Raw genomic sequence first — 21,771 nt, 5'->3', positions numbered from 1 at the left:
GACGAGAGTGCGCTTCCCTATGGGAAGGGAGTACGGTCCTGCTGTAAACAAGCAAAAAACCTCCTAAGATGCATACGTACGGATAAAGTTGGTCAGCAATTGCTTCCCATGTTGGCTTAAGAGCGATTCTGGATGAAACTGGACTCCTTCAATCGGTAAGGAGCGATGACGTACAGCCATAATTTCACCTGTTTGAGTCCGTGCACTTATCTCAAGTGAATCTGGTAAAGATGCTGGATCTATGATTAATGAGTGGTATCTGGTTGCAGTAAAAGGGGAAGGCAAGTCATGAAAGACTCCTTTAGCATCATGGAAAATTTCAGATGTTTTTCCATGCATCAACTCCGCTGCACGTACCACTTTCCCTCCAAATGCTTGACCGATGGATTGATGACCTAAGCATACTCCAAAGATTGGGATCTTACCCGCAAGTTTTTCTATTATTTCCAACGTAACCCCTGCATCATCTGGAGTCCCCGGTCCTGGGGATATCACGATCATTTTAGGAGACAGGGCCTGTATCTCTTCCACCGTCTTCTCATCGTTACGAATGACTTGTAACTCTTCCCCTAACTCACCAAAATACTGCACCAAATTATACGTAAATGAATCATAGTTATCAATCATTACAATCATCTCTACTCCACTCCTCAAGCTTTCTCGGCTATACTCAATAATGCTTCATTTTAACACAGAATGAAAGAAATCCAAAAGGAAAAAAGGATATAGAAGCCGCTTGATACTGTTTTACGGAAATTATGAATAATTTTTGGAAATAGACAAGGTCCATCATTTTGCACCCTGTCCATTGTCTGTATTTGTAAATTTTAATTTCAACTTGATTCGAACAATCAGTCTTCCTCTGACTTCTCTATCTTCTGATCTAGTTCTTTTTTTTCTTCTGTCCACCATAGCGACTCTTCCGGTTCTTCTAAAATATCTTTTATCTCATGTTTCTCTGCAACTGCTGGAGGTGATCCACGAAGAGGCTTTCCAGAAGTATCTTTTACAAAATACGTTACAATCACAATTCCAATAATGGATGCAAATATAAGATAATATGCAGGCACCATTCGATTCGATGTCACTTTTATCAACCAGGCGACAAGCAACGGTGTAGTCCCACCAAACAAAGAAGCTGAAATGTTATAAGAAATCGCCAATGCACCGTTTCTCACTTCGGTAAAAAATAAAGATGGCAATAAAGATGGCATCGTGCCTTGGAAGAAAGAAGAGAAGACAGCTAATATTAACAAGCCCAAAAAAACAAGCCAGGTATTTCCACTACCTATTAATAAAAACGAAGGAACCGATAACAAAGCCAATCCAATCAATCCAATTTGAATAACCCGTTTCGCACCAATACGGTCGCCAAAATAGCCCATTAATAATACAATTGGAACCATGATTAACATGACAATTAAAATTAACAATAACCCTTTTGTTTCGCCATAACCTAATACTGTACTTAAATGTGAAGGCATATAAGACAAAACCATGTAGTTAACAACAAGATAAAAGAAAACCACAAACATCCCGACTACAATAGGCTTCCAATGATAAATCAAAATATCTTTAAAGGAGACTTGATCGTTTTCTGCTTCTTTTGCTTTTTCCATCGCTTCAAAAGCAGGTGTTTCTTCTAATCGACTGCGCAGATAAAAACCAACAAGTCCAATAGGAGCTGCAATCAAAAATGGAATACGCCAACCCCATTCCAACATTTTTTCCTCTCCAAGTATAAAGGTAAGCAAAGTGACAATACCAGATCCTGCGATGTAGCCTATTAATGTTCCTACTTCTAAACCACTTGCCATGAAACCCCGTTTTTTGTCAGGCGTTGATTCTGCAATAAATGTCATAGCTCCTGAATATTCCCCACCTGTTGAAAATCCTTGAACCAATCGAGCGATAAGCAACAAAGCAGTACCCCATGAACCAATGGATGCATAACTAGGAATTAAGCCAATGCTTAAAGTCGCAAATGACATCATAATAAGCGTAATTGCAAGGATCTTCTTGCGCCCTAATCGATCTCCTAATATACCAAATAATACACCCCCAATTGGACGTGCAATAAAGGCAACTGCAAAAGTTCCAAATGAATAAACCAATTGCATTGGTCCACTCATTGCTGGAAAAAATACTTTTCCTAATGTTGCTGCCAAGTACGAATAAATCCCAAAGTCAAACCACTCCATAGCATTTCCTAAACTTGTTGCCACAACGGCCTTTTTCGCAACTTCTGCATCTACAATCGTAATATCATCTTTCTGTAAGGTTTGTTTTGGCTTCTTTCGAAATGAAAAACGAGATCGCTCTTTGTTTTTTTTATGATCATCCAACCGTATTCAACCTCCAATGCTGCTTGTATTTTGTATATCACATATTAGAATTTCTAATGCCTTCCTTTAAGTAATTTGTGAAACTCAACAACTATATACAAGGCAAGTAATGGGAGAGGAAAAGGTTGGAAATATATCAGATCCGCCGTCAAATAAATAAATTTCATGATTAGCAACTAGGGGACAAGTTACTTCTCTTTTCTTTATTTGAAAAAGTATTCGTAATTATCACTCCTCACTGCTAAATAAAAATAAAAGCTGATCTCAGGATTATTTTCTCCTTTGATCAGCTTATCTTCTTAGTTCTATGGATGATTACTTATTTTTTATCTTCAAATTGGTACAAAGGGGTAGTTAAGTAACGTTCTCCATTACTTGGGATGACTGCAATAACTTTTTTCCCCGCACCTAGTCGGCGTGCCACCTTCAATGCTGCTGATACTGCGGCTCCAGAAGAGATACCCACTAAGATACCTTCTTCACGTGCTAGTTTCCTTGCCCATGTGAATGCTTCTTCGTTTTCTACTTGGATAATCTCATCGTATACTTCTGTATTTAAAATAGGAGGTACAAAACCCGCACCAATTCCTTGAATTTTATGAGGACCTGGTTTTCCACCAGATAAGACTGGAGAGTCTGTTGGTTCTACTGCTACCACATGAAGATCAGGGAATGTTTCTTTTAACACTTCTCCTACTCCAGTTATGGTTCCGCCAGTTCCTATACCTGAAACAAAAGCATCTATTTGACCATCTACTTGATTAGCCAGCTCTCTGGCTGTTGTCTCACGATGGATTTTTACATTGTCTTCATTTTTAAATTGCTGTGGCATAAAGTACTCTGGATGTGCTTCTTTTAGCGCTTCTGCTTTGGCGATTGCACCTTTCATCCCTTCCGCCCCAGGGGTTAAAACTAACTCAGCACCATACGCCCGAAGCAAGTTACGACGTTCTATACTCATCGTATCTGGCATCACAAGAATAGCACGATATCCTTTGGCTGCTGCTACCATTGCTAATCCAATACCAGTATTTCCACTAGTCGGTTCAATGATAGTATCTCCTCGCTTCAATTCCCCACGTTCTTCTGCACCTTCAATCATACTCAGTGCTATCCGATCCTTCACACTCCCGCCTGGATTGTAAAACTCCAATTTCAAATACACATCTGCATCAGCTTTTCCCACAATATGATTTAACTTTACCAAAGGTGTTTGACCTATTAATTCCAGTATGTTGCTTGCGACTCGCATATTAATCCCCCTAATTCCGAGTAATAAAACAGGAATATATGCATTTATCTTAACAACTACATGAATAAATTGTCAATCCAACGATCCTATGATTTCTAATAATTCTTCTTTATTAAACTGATATTTCTCATTACAAAAATGACAGACAACCTCTGCTTCACCAACTTCATCCACAATAGCTGTTAATTCTTTTTCTCCTAGGCTAACCAACATGTTTTTCACTTTATCCCGAGAACAAGTACATCCAAAACGGGTTTCTTTCTTCTCTAAAAACCGTGTATCATCACCCATAATTTGCTGCAACAGTTGTTCTGGTGTTATATCTTTTGCCAATAGATCTGTGATAGATGTTATCTTGCTTATTCGAGCTTCTAACATATCGATTACAGATTCGGGTGCATTGGGTAAAAGTTGCACCATATATCCACCAGCAACCAAGATTTTATCACGATTGACCAAAACTCCAAGTCCTACTGAGCTAGGTGTCTGTTCAGAAGAAGTGAAGTAATAAGTGAAATCTTCGGCGAGTTCTCCAGAAACAATGGGTGAAGCCCCTTGATATGGGTTACCTAAACCTAGATCTCGTGTTATATAAAGAGAACCCTGACCCACCGCACCTGATACGTCCAACTTCCCATTTTCCTTTAACGGAATAAGAACATCAGGATTGTCGACATAGCCACGAATATTACTCTCACCGTCTGTTTCTGCAACGATACGTCCTAGTGGTCCATCCCCCTCCACTTGTATGGTGATCCGCTCTTTTTTATCTTTAATCGTTAGACTTAGCAAAGATGCCATCGTAACCGTTCTTCCAAGTGCTGCACTTGCTACTGGAAACGTAAAATGTCTCTTCTGTAATTCTTGTACAAGGTTTGTGGTGAGTGCAGCAAATCCGCGTACATATCCATCAGCAGAAATTGCACGAGTAGTGTAATCCATTTAGGAACCTCCTAATTTAAGTTTCGTTTATAGATGAGTTTCAAACCTTCTAGTGTCAGCAGTGGATCTACTTTATCAATGGTCTGAGTACTATGACAGATAAGACTCGCCAAACCTCCTGTTGCAATAACAGTCGGGGTAACTACTGATTGCTCTTTCATTCTACTGACAATCCCATCAACCAAACCTACATATCCATAGTAAATGCCAGATTGTACCGCATGGACGGTATTTTTACCTACCACTTCTGTTGGTTGAACAATTTCGACTCTCGTCAATTTAGCAGCTCGTTGGTACAAAGCTTCCGCAGATATTTGTACTCCTGGAGCGATTGCTCCTCCAAAATATCTAGCTTGCTCATCCACATAGCAGAAGGTTGTTGCTGTACCAAAATCTACGATAATAGCTGGTGCTCCATATAGTTCTACTGCAGCTACAGCATTGGCTATCCGGTCAGCTCCCACTTCTCGTGGGTCATCTGTTTGAATATGCAATCCAGTTTTTACGCCAGGTCCTAAAACCAAAGGGCTGAGCATTAGATATTTTTCACTTAGTTTTCGAAGCACATAAGTTATCGGTGGGACAACGGAGGAAAGTATTGCTCCCTTGATTTGCGAAAACTCTAAACCAACATGAGACAACAAATGTTTAAATGTCATCGCATATTCATCTTCTGTCGCATTCCGGTCTGTTTGCATTCTCCAATGGTGTAACAGTTTTTCTTGATCATAAATCCCAAAAACAATATTGGTATTTCCAACATCCATTACGAGTAACATTTTTTTACTCCTTTTCTCCCCAAAGAAAAAAACCTGTATGACCTCCAAAGGTAGGAAAGGTCAGAGGAAGGAATCCTCTAGCCTTTTTACCTCTCCCATCGAGTGTCCATACTAGGTTTTTTATCTATTACTGATCTTTTTTTGGTGGTTCTTCTTCTTTTGGTGCATCGATGTGAATTTCATCTGCTTTTGGTTCTTCCGAATTCGTATTTGGAGGTTGTATTTCTTCAACCTTTGGTTCTTCTTTCAATGCTTCTTCTTTGCCTTGGATAGTTACAACTACATCGTCATCGATCTTACCATTTTCTAATAGTTGCTTGATTTGTTCTTCATCCAATGTCTCACGTGTAAGTAACGTTTCAGCTAATAAATTAAGCTGTTCACGGCGTTCAGTCAACATTTGTTTCGCTTCATTGTAACATTTTCTGATCAATTCTTGCATTTCAGTGTCGATTTCATAAGCGATTTGATCAGAATAATTTTGCTCATGACCCAAATCTCTTCCGAGGAAGACTTGACCTTGGGTTCTGCCAAACTGCATGGTCGCAAATTTTTCACTCATTCCATACTCGGTAATCATAGAGCGAACAATACCAGTTGCCCGTTCAAAATCATTGCTTGCTCCTGTACTTACCTCGCCAAACACAACTTCTTCAGCTACTCGACCACCAAGTAATCCAGTAACACGATCAAGCAGTTCGCCTTTGGTAGCGATATAACGATCTTCTTTTGGAAGCATCATCGCATATCCACCAGCTTGACCACGCGGCACAATCGTAACTTTATGTACCGTGTCCGCGTTTTTCACATAATACCCGACAATAACATGTCCGGCTTCATGGTAAGCAACAATCTGGCGTTCTTTTTGGCTGACAACACGGCTCTTCTTCTGAGGACCTGCGATAACCCGGTCAACTGCTTCATCAATCTCTAACATCGTAATTTTTCGTTTGTTCTCACGAGCAGCAAGCAATGCAGCTTCATTGAGCAAGTTTTCGAGATCAGCCCCGGAGAAACCTGTTGTTCGCTGTGCTACAACGGAAAGTTTTACACTTTCATCTATCGGTTTGTTTCGTGCATGCACTTTTAAGATCTCTTCTCGACCACGTACATCCGGACGGTTGACCAAAATTTGACGGTCGAATCGACCAGGACGTAACAAGGCAGGGTCTAAAATATCTGGTCTGTTGGTTGCTGCCATGATGATAATACCAGCATTGGCATCAAATCCGTCCATCTCAACAAGTAACTGATTAAGGGTTTGCTCACGCTCATCGTGACCTCCACCAAGACCTGCACCTCGTTGACGACCTACAGCATCAATTTCGTCTATAAAGATAATACAAGGAGCGTTTTTCTTCGCTTGTTCAAACAAGTCACGTACGCGGGATGCCCCAACCCCAACAAACATTTCTACGAAGTCGGAACCGCTGATAGAGAAAAATGGTACTTTTGCTTCTCCAGCAACCGCTCGTGCCAGTAAGGTTTTCCCTGTCCCTGGTGGTCCGACTAGAAGAACACCTTTTGGAATACGTGCACCCATCTGTGCAAAGCGCCGATTATCTTTCAAGAAATCAACAATTTCAATAAGCTCTGTCTTCTCTTCATCAGCACCTGCTACATCATTAAATGTAACACGCTTCTTCTCCTCGTTGTATAAACGTGCTTTGCTTTTCCCAAAGTTCATCACTCGGCTACCGCCGCCTTGAGCTTGATTCATCAGGAAAAGGAATAAAATGATTACACCAACAATGGGAATAATCGATGTGAAGATAGAAATCCAAATGGAATCACTTTTCGTTTTTTCCACAGAGAACTTCACATTGTATTTTTGCAAATCTTGTGTAACAGTTGATCCATAACCTAGAGGACCTTGTGTTACAAACGATTTCGTTTTATTGTTTTTATACTTACCAGTAATGTGATAAGTATCACCTTCTGGTTGAATCACAACACTCTCAATCTGTTTTGTTTTTAACAGATTGTGGTATTCACTATACGTTAGTTGTTTTGTAGCTGAGCTCGTATTGGCTACGAGATTAAAAACACCAACAATAACAAGGATGAGAGTAACATACAATAAACCATTTCTGAGGAAGTAGTTTTTCATCCTTGGCCTCCTCTCCATTCCATATCAGTCCATTTATGTCAACGACCCGCCACCTATTTTAACTTTGAGGTGGGAGCTTGTATCTGTCCAGTCATGCGAGCGTCTTTCGACTCTGACCTTAGCGTGACGATACATCAGGGCAGGTTGACAGCCTACCCGCACTACAGGAGGCATGCTCCTGTAGTTCCTGCACCTAGTATAAGAATTCCCAGCGGTGTAGATATTGATAGATCATTTGGTAAAGAGCGCCTTATTGCACATTGTGCTGAGCGGTTTTCTCGTAACCAAGTAATCCTATTGGCAATAATAATAAAAAAATGTGTTCTGCTTCCTGAAAGAGCACTTGTTCATTCTAGCACAAGTTAAAATGCTCGACTACACTCCTATCAATTTCCAACCAAAATCAAGTGATTTTTGTATTGTATACCTCTTCTTTCAAAACTCCTATGTAAGGCAAGTTTCTATACTTTTCATCGTAATCAAGTCCAAATCCGATAACAAACTTATCTGGCACTTGAAAACCAAAGTAGTCAGGAACTAAATCTGCTTGCCGTCTGGACGGCTTGTCGAGCAGTGTAACAGTCTTCACCGAACGAGCTTCGCGTCCTTTAAACAAATCAACCAAGTAACTCAGAGTAAGCCCTGTATCAATGATATCTTCTACGAGAAGAATGTCACGATTTTGAACGGATGATTCAAGATCTTTCAAAATCCTAACCTCTCCCGATGATTTCGTTGATGTTCCATAACTAGAGCAGGCCATGAAATCAATTTCCATCGGAAGATCAATTTGCCGGATCAGATCAGCCATAAATGGGGCTGCTCCTTTTAATATGCACACACATAGTAAGTCTTTCTCTTGGTAATCATTTGTAATTTGTTGACCTAATGAAATAATCTTTTCTTGAATCTGTTCTGTTGAAACTAAAATCTCTTTCACATCTTGATGCAAAGTAATATTCCCTCCAGACGACTTGTAAAAACTGTTCCCTTTGTTTCCGTTTCCAATATGTATAACTTCCTAACAAATACCCTATTTCTCCAACCATTGAAGCATGAGAAAACGGGAAGTTTCTGGAGTGACAGGAGCAATAGCAGACCGTCGAATATTAGGAATCCATACAATCTCATCTTTTACTACTACTATTGGCTGTTTATTCCTCTGACTCAGAGGAATCTTCTTCTCCATAAACAAAGCTTTCACCTGTTTGTGCCCAGAAAACCCATATGGCCTAATACGGTCTCCTGCTCGACGATTTCGAACTGATAAATGAGCCAAGTCTAGTTGTTCTGCATCAAATACAGCTTTGTGAGGAGATTCACGAGTATCAGAATGAAAAGGTGTTGAAGAAATAATAGATTGAATCGCACCCTGTGGCAAGTAAGTAATTCCTGGAATTTGGAGAGGAAAAATCCACTCTGCTTCCGCTTTATTTATGTAATCTTTGGTCAAACGGAGTTTCTCATAAGATCTTACTCCTTTTATTCCACCGGGAAGGAAAATCCATACCGAGGGAGATGGGTGTACCACTAATTGTAACACCTGTTCAATTGAATGATAAGGTAGATTTTCATCGGTTAGACAATTTAATATTAGTTTAACCATTCTCCTTTGTAAAGCAACGGGGTAAGAAAGAAAGGATTTAATATCAATTAAATACTCTTGTTCACTTACTTTGGTTGAAATGGACGCTACTCCTTCATTTGTCCACTTTTGCCAAACCTCCTCTTCCTCTTCTATTAAACTTCCTAGTTGTAATAGTGCTTGCTTCACATGTGGATTATAACTCATCAAATCTGGTATTAGTTCCAGCCTCAGCCGATTCCTCGTGTAGAGTGTGGATTGATTGGACTCATCTTCACGTGGTACTATTTGGCAATCCTCTAGATAATCTTCCATTTCTTTTCGGTAAATACGAAGCAAGGGACGAACAACTTGTATGCTTCCTAAAACACGAATTCTTTTCATTCCTACTAACCCACTAGGACCTGTTCCTCTGATTAACCTCATTACCATGGTTTCTACTTGGTCATCAGCGTGATGTGCTAAGGTTAATTTTTTTATTCCTTGTTCTTGTGCAACTGCTTGAAAAGCCCGATATCTCAACTGACGAGCGATAGCTTGTTTGTTACCTCCATCCTCCGCTCGTTTTGCTTGTACATCAACCTTTTTAATTTGATAAGGGATTTGATATTTCTCACAGAATTTTGCTACATAATCAGCATCTTGGTCACTTGCCTCCCCTCGAAGCTGGTGATTGACATGAACAACATGAATTTGCCATCTATACTCAGGAGCAAGTCGGACCAAACCATGAAGCAGTGCAATCGAATCAGTTCCACCTGACACGCCAACTAATATTTTTTCACCATTGTTAAAAAGCTGATATTGCTTAATTTCCGATTCCAATTTTGCTAAAAACAACTTGCCACCTCATAACTAAATAGTGACCTCATTTTATCAATATACAACTTTAATTCCAATAAAAAGACTAAGAATATGAAAAAACGATATGATTGATTCCGCTTATTTCGATACAGCTTGGAATAATCATATCGTTTATTTTTCTGATATTAATTACTTACTACTGTACGATCGATCCTTCTTATCCCAGGAATTCGAATCGAAGACCATTCTGGAGCATAACGTTCTACTTTGGAAACAACAACCGTCATATCATCATGAATCGCGCCTTGATGTTGACGAATTACCTTTTCGAGCAAACAATCGGCAAAATCTTGTGGGTCTTTTGTATCAATTTCATGAATAATGCGATTCATAAATGCCTCTTTATTCATCGCATGGCGAGAAGCATCATAGACACCATCACTCATCATGATCAAAATATCTCCAGGCTCTAGCTGTAAGTCAATGGGCTTCACATCAATCTCCTTTAAGATTCCAATTGGCGGACTGGAAGCTGCCAGCTTCATAATTTTTTTTCCTCGTTTAATAAATCCTGGTGTAGAACCGATCTTCATAAATCTACCTCTACCAGAGTTTAAATCGACCATAGCAAGATCAATCGTGGCAAACATCTCGTCCATCGTGCGTAAAGATAAAATAGAATTCACTGAATCTACAGCACGCTCTTCGTTCATACCAGCTTGTAGCAATCTCCGTAGTAATTTTAATGCTGCACTAGATTCCTCTTGTGCTCGTTGTCCATTTCCCATCCCATCACTAATCGCAATAGCAGCTTTTCCTGTTCCTAAGTGCAAAGAGCAGAAACTATCTCCTGAAACTACAGCACCTCCCTTAGCTGCAACAGCTGAACCTGTCTTTAGTTCAAATTTTTGAGCCGATCCGAGCGTAATAATAGCTCCTGATACTCCATCTTGCACCATCTTTCGGTGTACATTGATCGGTTCACCTATTATTTCTGTCAATAATGGCGCAATAAGCTTTTTGCATTCATCTAGCGCATCTATATGTGGCATGACAATCTCTATCTCTACTTTACCTTCTGCCAAATTCAACACATCCACTCGTTGGATGGCTACGCCTAATCTTTCTAATGAAGAATGTATTTGGTCTTCCTGTACCGTTAATACTTGTGCTTCATGCCGAATCTCTCTTGTTAACTTCTCCATAACTTCTGCCATTCCACTGAGTTGATCAGATACTATTTTTTTTGATTCATCGATTTTCTCTTTCCAATAAACTCTTTCATGGTGATAAGAATACTGAGCTTGGCATGATTCCAATACTTTTTCTGGCCTGATACAGTGATCAGCCCAAGATGGAGGAACAGGTAGGGGACCATCTCCACTCGATTCCACCAATGTAAGTAAATTAGTCATTCCTTGATACGTCTTTACTACTTTTTTCTCCCAACAATCACTAAATCTCCGGCACCCCATGCATGCTTCTCCCATAATATTGCCAATAAACTGGTTCACTTGCTCTTCATCGTCCTGTCTTTTCCGTGATACATCTTCGCGAAAACTTCCTGCCAATTCATAAAACAGCTCGGTAAATCTTTCAACTTTTCCAGCTGTGGCATCTCTAAGTCGACGAATATACTCTTGATGCGCCATCTGGTTTTCAAAAGTTCCAGGAACCAATCGCGAAATTTTTAAAAAAACCGCCTCTCTTGTCAAGAAGAAAGCAAATATGGCGATCATAGATTCTTCAAGTGATATCCAAAAGTTACCACCACCTGCTTGATACAGTGACAAAATCGAAGAACCAAGTAAAAATCCTACTGCTACACCAATTCTTCTGGCTTCTTGAAACAAACCAGCCAATAATCCAGAGAAAGAAAGTAACGATATTTCTAAGATTGCTTTTACATCAGATAAATTTAAAATTAGACCAGTTACAACTCCCATCGATGCACCTAACATCCCACCTCCAACAAGTGCCAAGACCAATATCATATAACGGGAGGCAATATGAACAATCGATAGATCTCCTATATGCCAGCCAATCATCCCTGTCAACACAGAGCCCATCAAAATGACCAAACAAACCATCTCTTCGTGTTTTAACCCAAGCCGATTTTTTTTGACGGTAAATAGGGGTAATGATTGGACAAAAATAAACGTAAGAATAAAACTGAGTAAGATATCAACTGCTGCGAGCAAGTATGGATACTGAGTGTACGGTTGCCAACTTAATTCTATTAGGTGGCCCACGGTGCTGCTGATCATTACGACAAACGGGGTTGAAGACAAACTTCCACGACCTAGCCAATGAAACAATTTGTGAACGATAAACAATACCATAAAAAAACCTGTCATTTTCACAGCGGCCATCGGTCCAAGCGTAGCAGCCCCCAGAAGTAAAGTTAGCATTACCAAAGGCCATTCTCGCCTTCCAAGATGAAAAAGCACTGCCAGGTAAGCTAATGCAAATGGTGACATTGTGTCTAAAATGGTGGCACGACCTAGCAAAAAACCCATTGCAAGCACTGGAAAATTCCACATTTTCGTTAATTGGTGGGAAAATCTTTTCACCCAGCCTTTTTCTAAAAATGAAGGACGATAAAGAATATTTTTCATAAATGACATAATAGACCCCCGTTTGTCTTATTTGTGTTCCCATTATAGGTTGCGATTCTGAAAATGTTTGTCAAAACGGCTGGAGATCAAAAAAAACTTTCCGACAAAGGGGGCAGATTAGATAACGTAAAGGATAAGAAAAAAAAAAGAAGCGAATCTTCCCTTTCATTGGGAAAAATTCGCCTCTTTTTTCGTCTTATCGTGTCGATATCGAAGGTGTGAACGGATTCTCCGACAAAACTTCTCAATTGACAATCTTTCTATGTCGAAAAACTCACTTTCGAGCAATTGGCTTTGGAATAATCGGAACCATTTCTGCATCTTGGACAAAACGAGGGACCAATCTGCGTTTGGTTTGAAGTTGCAACATGGTATCCAGTGTTCGTAGAGCATGTACCTGCTGTCGCTTACGCAAGTGACCTTTATCAATAGAATCAGCAAATTCATCAACATCAATCAAATGATAGCGGCCATCTGGGTATACGATGAGATCGAGTAGAAGGTCTACCATCACATATCGCATGGGAGAGACCTCTTTCATTTCCATCACATCACAATAGTAATACATGAACTCACCATTTTTGTGAAAGACCTTGGAAATGGTATATCCTTTCTTCACAAAGTAGTAAGTATGAAAAATTCGTTTGCCATCTGGGTTGGCATACTGAGTGGAAAAGCAGGACCGGCCGCGCCAATCACGAACTTTTTCGGTATAGGTCTTATTTATAGTAGTAAACTTTACCTTTTTGATTACCACATTCACCAGATATTTCCCACTCTTCCATACAAGAAGAGAAGGCGCTATACGCAACCTTGAACTAAGGTTGTGTTCCGCCTTCTCCTCTCTTCTTTTGGTAGCGGCGGAGGGGCTCGAACCCCCGACCTCACGGGTATGAACCGTACGCTCTAGCCAGCTGAGCTACGCCGCCAAACTTATAGTATTGGTTACAGGGGCAGGATTTGAACCTGCGACCTTTGGGTTATGAGCCCAACGAGCTACCGAGCTGCTCCACCCTGTGATAATATTGGTTGCGGGGGCAGGATTTGAACCTGCGACCTTTGGGTTATGAGCCCAACGAGCTACCGAGCTGCTCCACCCCGCGGTATCAGCGAACAGACTTTATTGTAGTATAAATCATAAAGAAAAGTCAAGAACAAAATTTGTCTCACTGGTCATATCTATTTTCACCCATACAAAAGGATGTGCACCATGCACACCCTTCATTATCTATTCATTTTCAACCTGAACATTCTTTTCACCGGGCTTTCCATACCCATGTTTATGTGCTTGTTCCATCATGTAATCTTTGTCTTGATAACGCTTTACATCTTTTTTTAATTTCTTAGTATTAGACTCCATGGTAGCCAACTCTTGCTGACGCTTATGTAAGAGTTCTTCTTTTTGAGAGATTTCGATCTCCTGCATTACTAACTGAATAATACACCATCCAAAAAACAAGACCATCAGTACAAGCCAGATCAAACGTCGGCGTTTCACTTTCGGATGCAGTTTTGGGGGTAAAGACTTGGGGATAGTCCCAGTTTCCACATGAGGTTCAGGTGATCGAAACCGAAGTATTTTGTTATTCAGGTTCATCATCATTTCCTTTCTTTCGGCTAGCCCACCAATTTTTCAACTTAGTGGTATATGGTCGGCAAAAGGTAATCAAAGGACTTAGTAACCATAATAACGGTTTTGTTATTATTTTCCAAATAAAAAGAAGAATTGCTCGAGTAATACGCCAAAGAAGGCTACACAGCCGAACAATGGGACGACAGATGACAACTTCTACTATTCGAATCAGCTTCGTGATTAACCATTCTACAAATTGCAATAGCTTGGTTAATACATGGGATACCGGTTTTGTTAATAGACGAAGGTAAAATAAAATTCCAGCTATGATAGCGAGCATAATATAAAATCGCATCTCGCCCCAATTACTCCATAATAATACCGCAAAAACAAAACACGCAGAAGATACCCAAAAGAGCAAATCGATCATGGAGATCGGCCAGCCTCGAAGCGTAAATCTTCGAGTCAAGACACGGTATACATCTAAAAAGACACCTAAAAGTGCTCCTGAAGCAAACATCAACGACAGCGTCATCCATTGTGTACCTAATGTCAACGGAATAACCGTCCCAATACACTTTTGGTTTTATCTGATCTTGGATGGTTGACATCCAAATAACTAATATCTAAAAATTGACCACGAATAGATACAATCCCTTGCTCCAGATCAAGATTCTTTAGATGTAATTCTTGTCCGCGAATACCTAAATATCCATATTCCGTAGATAATAAAAATTCTTCGCTATCAAAGCTCTCTATTCCTGTCACACCACTAACCTCTAATTCATTGCGGTTGGTCAAGATTAGTTCATGGTGCTTATTGCTATCCTGTACCATATCCTTATGTCCCCTTCCCGAAAACTCTTTTGGTATAACTTATGGGGACAACCTAAGGATTAGAACGGAAATTAATGAACTGCTTCTTCTTTGACGATTGTATATAGCGTATCTGCCATATCTTTGGAGACATTATCGGCGATGCGTTCAATTTTAGCTGTGACCAATTTTTGCCCAAACCGAATGGTTAATATATCTCCAGCCTTTACTTCTGAGCCAGCCTTTGCTACTTTATCATTGATCGAGACCCGCCCTCCATCACACACTTCTTTTGCTAGTGTACGACGCTTGATCATCCGTGATACTTTTAAAAACTTATCCAATCTCATTCATCTCATCCTTTTCGATTTGCTTTGCTTCTTGCCACCATACTTCTAATTGATCGATGCCACACTCCTCCAGCGGCTGACCGCTTGTTTTCGCCCGTTGTTCCACATAACGGAATCGACGGTCAAACTTACGAGTAGTTTGGTACAAGGCTACTTCTGGATCAACCTTATAGAACCGCGCTATATTGACCACGGTGAACAGAACATCCCCTAACTCCTTTTCTCGCTCAAGATCATTTGGGGCTTCTGCTAACTCTTTCAGTTCTTCTTTCATCTTATCTAAGGCTCCAGTTACATCTTCCCAATCAAAGCCGACTTTTGCTGCTTTTTTTTGTTGTTCATATGCTGTTAGGACAGCTGGAAATGATTTTGGGATATCATCCAGAATGGAGGCTTTTTTTCTTTTTCCTTCTGATTTCTTCACTTCATCCCAAGTTTGGATTACTTCATCAGGTGTGTCTGCCTGCACTGCCCCAAATACATGAGGATGTCTGCGGATCAACTTTTCTGTTAGGGTTTCAATCACTTCGCTAAGGCTGAATCCATACCGGTCTTCTGCGACAACAGCGTGGAAAATCACTTGTAATAACACATCCCCCAGCTCTTCCACCATGGCACTGTCGTCCTGTTGGTTAATAGCATCAATAAATTCATAGGCTTCTTCTATTAAATAAGATCGAAGTGATTCATGGGTTTGTTTCTGATCCCAAGGGCAGCCTTCTGGACTACGTAGTTTTCGCATAATGTTTACCAAATAAGAGAACTGCCTGTAATAAATCGAGTCTTCTCTAGCAGGAGGGACATATATACTGGTCAAGTTTGTAAAACAATCCTGACGATCGAGTTCATAGAGAGGAACTTTGATGATCTTCTCTTGTCCTAATACTCCTAATGCATCTGCAATCACCACTTCATAATCATCTGGGTATACTTGCATCAGGGTCAACTTTACATCAGATGCGACAAAGGAACTGTATACTTGTCCGATCAAAATATGTTGACTTGGTACCAACACATGACCGTCCGTCAAATCAGTCCCATCTAGCAATTGAAATCCTTCCACCGGGTCAACCCCTAACCTCGCAAATGCGATGTCCAGAAAACTTCCCCCTCCCTGTACATCAATCTCAGTATTACGGGCTTGTCCATCTTCTAGAAGGAGCTGAACAGTCTGCTCCGCCACCATCGGATGACCGGGGACTGCATATATAATCTGATCGTGTTCGTCCGCCAATCGGAGAAGCTCATCCGCTATTTCGCGATAAACCGGTTCAAACTGATCATGCTTTTCATAAACATGGTCAAAACCTGCAAACTCAATACCTTGCTGTCTCATCCAAGGGGTAATGGGATGGTTTTGCGTTCGCAGATAAATAGGATCACCAGATTGCAGGATTTTCCATGTACCAATGGACAGGCTGTCCTCATTACCAAATCCCAAACCAACAATTGTAATTTTTGGATTCACTGCTACCTTCCTTTCCAAGCCTCTTTTCTTCTTTAAGATATATCATAACATGTAGAGCGGAAGGAGTTCGAACGGTTCTACGGGAGAGTTGAAAGTGATATAGTGTAAGTATACAAATTCCTGAGGGGGATATATGCAAAAAATCGATTTTATTACGCTGGTTTCCCGAGTAGTAATGAGCTTTTTCACTGGAACTTTGTATCAAACATTCAGGGAAAGACGAAAAGCTAATAAAGAATATGGTCTATCATTAAAGCTATTTCTCATCGGTGTTTATTCTGGATTATTATTTTGTTTTACATAGGAAAATAAGTTGCTTTTGAATAGCTCCGTTGAATTGAAATCTTTATAGTTGAAGATCATGTTTATTAATCCTATAATTACTATACCTGCCCAATAATCTATCTTATGATTAACAACAGGTGACAGTGATAGGGGTATTACTTCTTGCCTGATTCGTTATTATGTAGGTATCTCGATTATTATTATTCTGAATATTATGGGGATTTACAATCCAATAAGATAGACAGCCGGAGCTATCTATCTCATAACTAACAACCTGATAGGTCTGACTCCTGCCTAGTCGCTTTACGAAACTCACCACAAGCTCAGCAGCAACAACTATAGTGGAAGCTACACATAAGGTGAGGAGAAACGGTCTATCCTTTTGCTTCTCTGCGCATTGCTCTTGCAGCCTTTCGTTTCTCCTTCGCTTTTGCAAAACCAATGTCTCGCTCCAGCGATAGGCCTTCGAAAATCAGCTTTCGAAGAGCTGCACGCTTTTCCTTTTTTCCGTATCTGCGTTCCTTCCAAGTCATTGTTTTCCACTCCTGCGCCAGCGGGAGGAAAGCGTCCTAGCATGCAACTAGATAACTGGGAGTCGTTTTATCGTCTCAACCAATCCCTAATTGATATCAGATTTACTAGACCAACCCTCACTGGCTACATACAACTAACAATCCACGTGCTAGCCATATGGAGCCAGTGAAAGCAGTCCCCTATTCAAGGTATGTTATAAAAAAAGATATTCTCTGAGTGAGACATCTTTTTATTATTATATCAAATTATACAAATTTTGGATCTCTTTAGACCACTATCGCCTTTCGGTTTTCTTACGGGGTAAATTTATTTTGAGGAAGTGTGTACATAATTTAGTGATGGGGAATGGCGTTATAGCCAGAAGGCAGATGCTGGTCGCATCCAAAGCATAGAAGCAGCTCTAAGCATTTTTTGCTAATAAAGATTTACTAGAGAAACCAATAGAGAAATTGCTGTAGTGACTGGTGTGAAAGCTGACTTGATCTATCATCATTTTGATAAACTGTTAGTCCATTTCCAGCAAATGAGCCACCACCTAATTAATGGACTTCCTATTCAGATACATTATATATTCCCCACAACAGTGCCGGCTGCTACAACCACCGATAGTGATGTTGAGGATGGCGACTAACAAGTTGCCGATCAGATGATGGTACCACCCATCATGATGCTGCGTTTCCCCTTGAAATGTTACGCATCTGGATACGGGGCTTCCCAGTGAAGCCACAGGTCGGATGAACGTCAGCTTGTTGGTGATGCAAAGAAACTTGATCGTCCGCATGTCCTATTTCCTGCGAGTAACGATGGGGACTTCTTTCTGAGAGGGAACGAGGTGCAAGAAGGGGTTGGAGGCACTCACTAGACCAACCGCCACCTTGGTGATCCTCTCGTACTCGGAAACAGATTATATTCAGTGACGTGATCTGTGCAGCGATCACGCTGTCACCGTTCTCCCTACTGTCAATCATGCCTAAGTTGACATTGACCTCAGAAACCGGCTCTTTTACTGATGATTTTTTAGAGTAGATACTTTTTGGAAATGTCGGAAATATCCATTATCTATTATCATTTTCTCCTCTGCCCAAACCATTTTCGCAACTTTGGAACCATGGCGAGTTCCTCTTCTGCAATCAACTGAAAACGAATGACAGCCCAAAGGTATACTATTACTCCTACTAGGACAGAACCAAGGCTGGTGATGGTCATAGCAAGACGTTCACTTTCCATACTCGATGTAATCCAGAGCAATCCTGTTTTCATCGAGAAAGCAGCTATTGCTAAAAAACCATTGGTTACTAGTAGTTTCAACCACGGTGGACGTATGGAGAAAATTGCTCGCATTAATATCCAAAGATTTATCCCCGCACCAATGGCATAAGCAAGAACCGTTGCGAGTGCTGCGCCTCGTATATCCCAGATGGAGATCAGAAAGAAATTAAACATCCATTTCGCTATGACCGCAATGACAATCGCAATTGCTGGAAGTATGACATGTCCCAACCCCTGCAAAATACCTGCTGACGTCACACCAAGGGTCACAAATATGGTAGAAAACGCTAAAATCAGCAATGCATCAGAACCAGCCGCATCTTTGTATAACATTACATTTGTGGGCATTGATACAACTGCAAGTCCGATGGATGCAGGCAACCCTAACATCAAAGTCAATCGAATCGCTAAATTTGCTCGATTTTCTACTTCTTTTTGGTGTCCTTGTTGTCTGGCTGCAGTCATAGCAGGAACAATTGATAGTGCAATGCCAGTAGCAAAAAACGCAGCAAATTGTAACAATGGCCCTCCACGATCAAAAATCCCTTTTGCATCGATAGAGGAAGCCACACTCCAATTTGCATCTACTAAATAGTTGGCAATCGTAAAGGAATCGACTAACCCAAACAACGGATATAGCAAAGAGTTGATACATATGGGAATAGATATTGCAAAAAGCGCTCGAAGAACATCCCAATGACTTTGTTTATAAGCTCCCTCTGATACATACATAGCCGAAAATCCATCACTTTTGCTTCTATATAGAAGCAAAACGAGCAAAGCAATAAAAGCTCCCGTAGTCGCACCAAAAACAGCACCAGCTCCTGCATATACCACACCTAATCCAGAACTCATCGCATACCAAGCACAAACGAGTATGGTAATAACGCGCACCAATTGTTCAGAAACTTGGGAAACTGCTGAAGGCATCATTTCTTGCTGTCCTTGATATACTCCACGCAAAACCGCGGTAAAAGGAATAAGGAGCAGTGCAAAAGAAACAGCCTTGATCGGTAGTGTAAGAAGCTGACGGCTTCCCATCCAAGAAGCGATGACTGGTGCACCAAAATATAAAGTAATAAATGCGAAACATCCCATAACAAACAAAATTATCATCGAGACACGGTATATCTGCTTTGCACCTGCGTAATCTTGTATGGCAATCTTTTCAGAGACAAGCTTGGATATTGCCAGCGGAAAACCAGCTGTTGCTAAGAGCAACAATACACTGTAAAGCGGATACACTTGGCTATATACATACATCCCTTCATTACCAGTAATATTCTGATAAGGAATACGATAAACAGCACCTAGAAATTTACAAATCATGGTGGCAACACTAAGAATCAAAGCCCCTGTTAAAAAGGAACGCTGTACTTTCCCCAACTTCAACACCTGCTATCTGACGATTTCGGATCTCTTGACCATGATAATATAACAGACATCTTCTTTGCTTGTCATGTACCCTTCACTTTGACAGATGCTACCTCTTCCTTGTATGAAATCATGTGACATCGTAAAATGGAAGTAATCCTGTTGTTTATATAGACTTGCAGAGGAGCTCGTATGCGCGTTGAGATCTATCCTTCAAGTGTGGGAGCTGGTTTTCTTATGGAAATCAAGCAGTCATCCTTTACTTATTTCCTTAAGGGTGCATCATTTCTCCCTTCGGAGTTGAAATTCTCTCCTCAGCAGGGAAGTGGGACTTTCCAGTTTGGGCAACGTCATAGCACACAGATGTATACGCTAAGTGAACTTACTCTGAGCGGACTGGAAGTGCGGAAAGTTCGGAATCGAGTGATTTACGATATCCATTCTCTTACCTTCTACAAGGAAGCAGACAGCCCTCACACTATCTCCATTGGATATCTAATGGAGCAGGAAAAAACTACACGCAAAAAGCCCTATATGTAAAAACGAGGAGGCGGTGTGCCCATGGGTACACCGCCGTCAATTTTTTTATCCTCCTAAGTGATAATCTTCGATTATACACAAAAACATATACAAATATATAAACTTCTATGTTGTTCAAATCTATTTGTATTTTGACAACTCCACACGACTAAAGCCGAGGAATTCTTGGGTAATCCTTGGTATTCCAAGGAAGTTTATCAAGCTTAGACCGTGAGCCCCACGGCAAGTAATCTTCTACTTTCTTGCAAATTGTTCTTGGCTGCATGGATATCTAGGTCATGGTACTCATTACAATTCGATCAAGTTCATGCTCATAGTTTCAATGCTTCATTTCTTTGTTTCGATGACCACAACACGAACAAAGCTGACTGGAGGGAAAGGATTTCCCTACTTTCACCAATTTCCCTCCATATTCTTTCGCTTTGTATTCCAACATCGAAACAAACTTCGACCATGAAGCATCGGTGATCGACTTCGCCAGCTTTTTGCTTTTCCATATGTTCTTCACTTGCAAACTTTCGATATGGATGACTTGGCTTTCGCACACCAGTTTCGTCGATCTGCTATGTAAAAAATCATGACGGGCATGGGTGATTTTTTCATGGAGGCGAGCAACTTTGATACGGGCTTTCTGCCAGTTGGAACCATCTTTTTTTCTTCGTGTCATCGTACGTTGCGTATTTGCTAGCTTTTGTTCATAGTGTGCGAAAAAATCGGTTCGGACTCCATTTCGTTCCATAATCGAAAATGCCAAAGTCTTTCAAGACCTAAATCGATGCCAACGGCTTCCTTTCTCGCTGGGATGGATCGCAAAAATAGCACCCCTCACAAAGAATGGAGATTTGTATTTCTCCGCTCGGGTACGATGGATTGTGGCGGACAGAATACGACCACTTATTGCTCACGATGGAACCAACTTTACCCAGCCTAATTTCGGCAATTTGATTTGTTCCCCTCTATTTCGATGGTCGGTCTGCTATTTTTGAAATAGTTACACTGACTGGTATATGCTTGTACTGGATTTTTCCTACTTTTGAACCGTGGAGTATGGTTTTGTTTTCAGAAAAAGCGTTGGAAGGCATCCGAAAGATGCTGGAGTGTGTTTTGCAGGGAAGTGGAATCCACTT

At 40.6% G+C, this 21,771-nt stretch carries 21 protein-coding genes and 3 tRNA genes; 2 read left to right on the top strand and 22 right to left on the bottom strand.

Annotated elements, in window-relative coordinates:
* Positions 1 to 63: 63 nt before the first annotated feature.
* The 18 genes from GSM42_RS12655 to yabN form a co-directional block, all read right to left on the bottom strand.
* Entirely contained in the window at positions 64 to 636 is a 573-nt protein-coding gene (locus tag GSM42_RS12655; RefSeq protein ID WP_160801904.1) for an anthranilate synthase component II, read from the bottom strand.
* A 215-nt stretch (positions 637 to 851) separates the two neighbouring features.
* Complete coding sequence (locus GSM42_RS12650) at positions 852 to 2,345, bottom strand: MFS transporter (protein WP_160801903.1); 1,494 nt, start codon at positions 2,343 to 2,345, stop codon at positions 852 to 854.
* A gap of 319 nt (positions 2,346 to 2,664) precedes the next feature.
* A complete protein-coding gene (gene cysK, locus GSM42_RS12645) occupies positions 2,665 to 3,597 on the bottom strand; it encodes a cysteine synthase A (RefSeq protein ID WP_160801902.1) in 933 nt (310 codons plus the stop codon).
* 72 nt (positions 3,598 to 3,669) lie between these two features.
* Entirely contained in the window at positions 3,670 to 4,539 is an 870-nt protein-coding gene (gene hslO, locus GSM42_RS12640) for an Hsp33 family molecular chaperone HslO (RefSeq protein ID WP_160801901.1), read from the bottom strand.
* 11 nt (positions 4,540 to 4,550) lie between these two features.
* Positions 4,551 to 5,318: a type III pantothenate kinase gene (locus tag GSM42_RS12635; protein ID WP_160801900.1), complete on the bottom strand. Its 768-nt coding sequence runs from the start codon at positions 5,316 to 5,318 to the stop codon at positions 4,551 to 4,553.
* A gap of 127 nt (positions 5,319 to 5,445) precedes the next feature.
* Positions 5,446 to 7,428 carry an ATP-dependent zinc metalloprotease FtsH gene (ftsH, locus tag GSM42_RS12630; RefSeq protein ID WP_160801899.1) on the bottom strand — a complete coding sequence of 661 codons (1,983 nt, stop codon included), beginning with the start codon at positions 7,426 to 7,428 and terminating at the stop codon, positions 5,446 to 5,448.
* A 403-nt stretch (positions 7,429 to 7,831) separates the two neighbouring features.
* Positions 7,832 to 8,380: a hypoxanthine phosphoribosyltransferase gene (gene hpt, locus GSM42_RS12625; RefSeq protein WP_160801898.1), complete on the bottom strand. Its 549-nt coding sequence runs from the start codon at positions 8,378 to 8,380 to the stop codon at positions 7,832 to 7,834.
* An 81-nt stretch (positions 8,381 to 8,461) separates the two neighbouring features.
* Complete coding sequence (gene tilS / locus GSM42_RS12620) at positions 8,462 to 9,853, bottom strand: tRNA lysidine(34) synthetase TilS (RefSeq protein ID WP_160801897.1); 1,392 nt, start codon at positions 9,851 to 9,853, stop codon at positions 8,462 to 8,464.
* Between the two features lie 149 nt (positions 9,854 to 10,002).
* Positions 10,003 to 12,444 carry a stage II sporulation protein E gene (spoIIE, locus tag GSM42_RS12615; RefSeq protein WP_160801896.1) on the bottom strand — a complete coding sequence of 814 codons (2,442 nt, stop codon included), beginning with the start codon at positions 12,442 to 12,444 and terminating at the stop codon, positions 10,003 to 10,005.
* A gap of 265 nt (positions 12,445 to 12,709) precedes the next feature.
* On the bottom strand, positions 12,710 to 13,198 hold the full coding sequence (locus tag GSM42_RS12610) for a DUF402 domain-containing protein (protein WP_160801895.1): 489 nt from the start codon (positions 13,196 to 13,198) through the stop codon (positions 12,710 to 12,712).
* A gap of 89 nt (positions 13,199 to 13,287) precedes the next feature.
* Positions 13,288 to 13,364: transfer RNA gene (locus tag GSM42_RS12605), tRNA-Met, on the bottom strand.
* 13 nt (positions 13,365 to 13,377) lie between these two features.
* Positions 13,378 to 13,454: transfer RNA gene (locus GSM42_RS12600), tRNA-Met, on the bottom strand.
* 7 nt (positions 13,455 to 13,461) lie between these two features.
* Positions 13,462 to 13,538: transfer RNA gene (locus tag GSM42_RS12595), tRNA-Met, on the bottom strand.
* Between the two features lie 125 nt (positions 13,539 to 13,663).
* Positions 13,664 to 14,038, bottom strand: a complete 375-nt coding sequence (locus GSM42_RS12590) for a septum formation initiator family protein (protein ID WP_160801894.1) — start codon at positions 14,036 to 14,038, stop codon at positions 13,664 to 13,666.
* The gene (gene yabQ / locus GSM42_RS12585; RefSeq protein WP_160801893.1) at positions 14,019 to 14,564 is read right to left on the bottom strand and encodes a spore cortex biosynthesis protein YabQ; all 546 of its coding nucleotides are present in this window, start codon (positions 14,562 to 14,564) and stop codon (positions 14,019 to 14,021) included. Before yabQ ends, GSM42_RS12590 begins: the two co-directional genes overlap by 20 nt.
* Positions 14,561 to 14,845 carry a sporulation protein YabP gene (gene yabP / locus GSM42_RS12580; RefSeq protein WP_160801892.1) on the bottom strand — a complete coding sequence of 95 codons (285 nt, stop codon included), beginning with the start codon at positions 14,843 to 14,845 and terminating at the stop codon, positions 14,561 to 14,563. Before yabP ends, yabQ begins: the two co-directional genes overlap by 4 nt.
* A gap of 71 nt (positions 14,846 to 14,916) precedes the next feature.
* Entirely contained in the window at positions 14,917 to 15,174 is a 258-nt protein-coding gene (locus GSM42_RS12575) for an RNA-binding S4 domain-containing protein (RefSeq protein ID WP_160801891.1), read from the bottom strand.
* Complete coding sequence (yabN, locus tag GSM42_RS12570) at positions 15,161 to 16,642, bottom strand: bifunctional methyltransferase/pyrophosphohydrolase YabN (protein WP_160801890.1); 1,482 nt, start codon at positions 16,640 to 16,642, stop codon at positions 15,161 to 15,163. The genes GSM42_RS12575 and yabN overlap by 14 nt, the downstream gene beginning before the upstream one ends.
* A gap of 133 nt (positions 16,643 to 16,775) precedes the next feature.
* Here yabN and GSM42_RS12565 point away from each other — a divergent pair, with 133 nt between their 5' ends.
* Positions 16,776 to 16,946 (top strand): hypothetical protein, encoded by a 171-nt coding sequence (locus GSM42_RS12565; RefSeq protein WP_160801889.1) that lies wholly within the window; start codon positions 16,776 to 16,778, stop codon positions 16,944 to 16,946.
* A 355-nt stretch (positions 16,947 to 17,301) separates the two neighbouring features.
* Here the strand turns inward: GSM42_RS12565 and GSM42_RS12560 are convergent, their stop codons facing one another.
* The 3 genes from GSM42_RS12560 to GSM42_RS12550 all read right to left on the bottom strand — a co-directional run bounded on the left by GSM42_RS12560 (position 17,302) and on the right by GSM42_RS12550 (position 20,116).
* Complete coding sequence (locus GSM42_RS12560) at positions 17,302 to 17,460, bottom strand: hypothetical protein (RefSeq protein ID WP_160801888.1); 159 nt, start codon at positions 17,458 to 17,460, stop codon at positions 17,302 to 17,304.
* Positions 17,461 to 18,123: 663 nt separating this feature from the next.
* A complete protein-coding gene (locus GSM42_RS12555) occupies positions 18,124 to 18,399 on the bottom strand; it encodes a hypothetical protein (RefSeq protein WP_160801887.1) in 276 nt (91 codons plus the stop codon).
* Positions 18,400 to 18,526: 127 nt separating this feature from the next.
* Positions 18,527 to 20,116: a putative polysaccharide biosynthesis protein gene (locus GSM42_RS12550; protein ID WP_160801886.1), complete on the bottom strand. Its 1,590-nt coding sequence runs from the start codon at positions 20,114 to 20,116 to the stop codon at positions 18,527 to 18,529.
* A 180-nt stretch (positions 20,117 to 20,296) separates the two neighbouring features.
* Here GSM42_RS12550 and GSM42_RS12545 point away from each other — a divergent pair, with 180 nt between their 5' ends.
* Positions 20,297 to 20,644, top strand: coding sequence for a hypothetical protein (locus GSM42_RS12545; protein ID WP_160801885.1), 348 nt, complete (start codon positions 20,297 to 20,299; stop codon positions 20,642 to 20,644).
* A 319-nt stretch (positions 20,645 to 20,963) separates the two neighbouring features.
* On the opposite strand, the gene GSM42_RS20650 is transcribed toward GSM42_RS12545, so the two are convergent.
* Complete coding sequence (locus GSM42_RS20650; RefSeq protein ID WP_237446592.1) at positions 20,964 to 21,383, bottom strand: RNA-guided endonuclease TnpB family protein; 420 nt, start codon at positions 21,381 to 21,383, stop codon at positions 20,964 to 20,966.
* Positions 21,384 to 21,771: the final 388 nt, after the last annotated feature.

The organism is Shimazuella alba, from assembly GCF_009831235.1.
Lineage (GTDB): Bacteria > Bacillota > Bacilli > Thermoactinomycetales > Thermoactinomycetaceae > Shimazuella > Shimazuella alba.
The sequence above is the reverse complement of the archived record's forward strand: the minus strand, read 5'-3'. Positions and strand labels throughout refer to the sequence as shown.

Coding starts and splice junctions, on each gene's coding strand:
- GSM42_RS12560 (WP_160801888.1), bottom strand. CDS start 17,460: ATGACTTGGAAGGAACGCAGATACGGAAAAAAGGAAAAGCGTGCAGCT.
- GSM42_RS12545 (WP_160801885.1), top strand. CDS start 20,297: ATGCGCGTTGAGATCTATCCTTCAAGTGTGGGAGCTGGTTTTCTTATG.
- cysK (WP_160801902.1), bottom strand. CDS start 3,597: ATGCGAGTCGCAAGCAACATACTGGAATTAATAGGTCAAACACCTTTG.
- spoIIE (WP_160801896.1), bottom strand. CDS start 12,444: ATGTCATTTATGAAAAATATTCTTTATCGTCCTTCATTTTTAGAAAAA.
- ftsH (WP_160801899.1), bottom strand. CDS start 7,428: ATGAAAAACTACTTCCTCAGAAATGGTTTATTGTATGTTACTCTCATC.
- hslO (WP_160801901.1), bottom strand. CDS start 4,539: ATGGATTACACTACTCGTGCAATTTCTGCTGATGGATATGTACGCGGA.
- GSM42_RS12565 (WP_160801889.1), top strand. CDS start 16,776: ATGCAAAAAATCGATTTTATTACGCTGGTTTCCCGAGTAGTAATGAGC.
- GSM42_RS20650 (WP_237446592.1), bottom strand. CDS start 21,383: ATGGAACGAAATGGAGTCCGAACCGATTTTTTCGCACACTATGAACAA.
- GSM42_RS12635 (WP_160801900.1), bottom strand. CDS start 5,318: ATGTTACTCGTAATGGATGTTGGAAATACCAATATTGTTTTTGGGATT.
- GSM42_RS12590 (WP_160801894.1), bottom strand. CDS start 14,038: ATGATGATGAACCTGAATAACAAAATACTTCGGTTTCGATCACCTGAA.
- yabP (WP_160801892.1), bottom strand. CDS start 14,845: ATGGTACAGGATAGCAATAAGCACCATGAACTAATCTTGACCAACCGC.
- GSM42_RS12655 (WP_160801904.1), bottom strand. CDS start 636: ATGATTGTAATGATTGATAACTATGATTCATTTACGTATAATTTGGTG.
- GSM42_RS12575 (WP_160801891.1), bottom strand. CDS start 15,174: ATGAGATTGGATAAGTTTTTAAAAGTATCACGGATGATCAAGCGTCGT.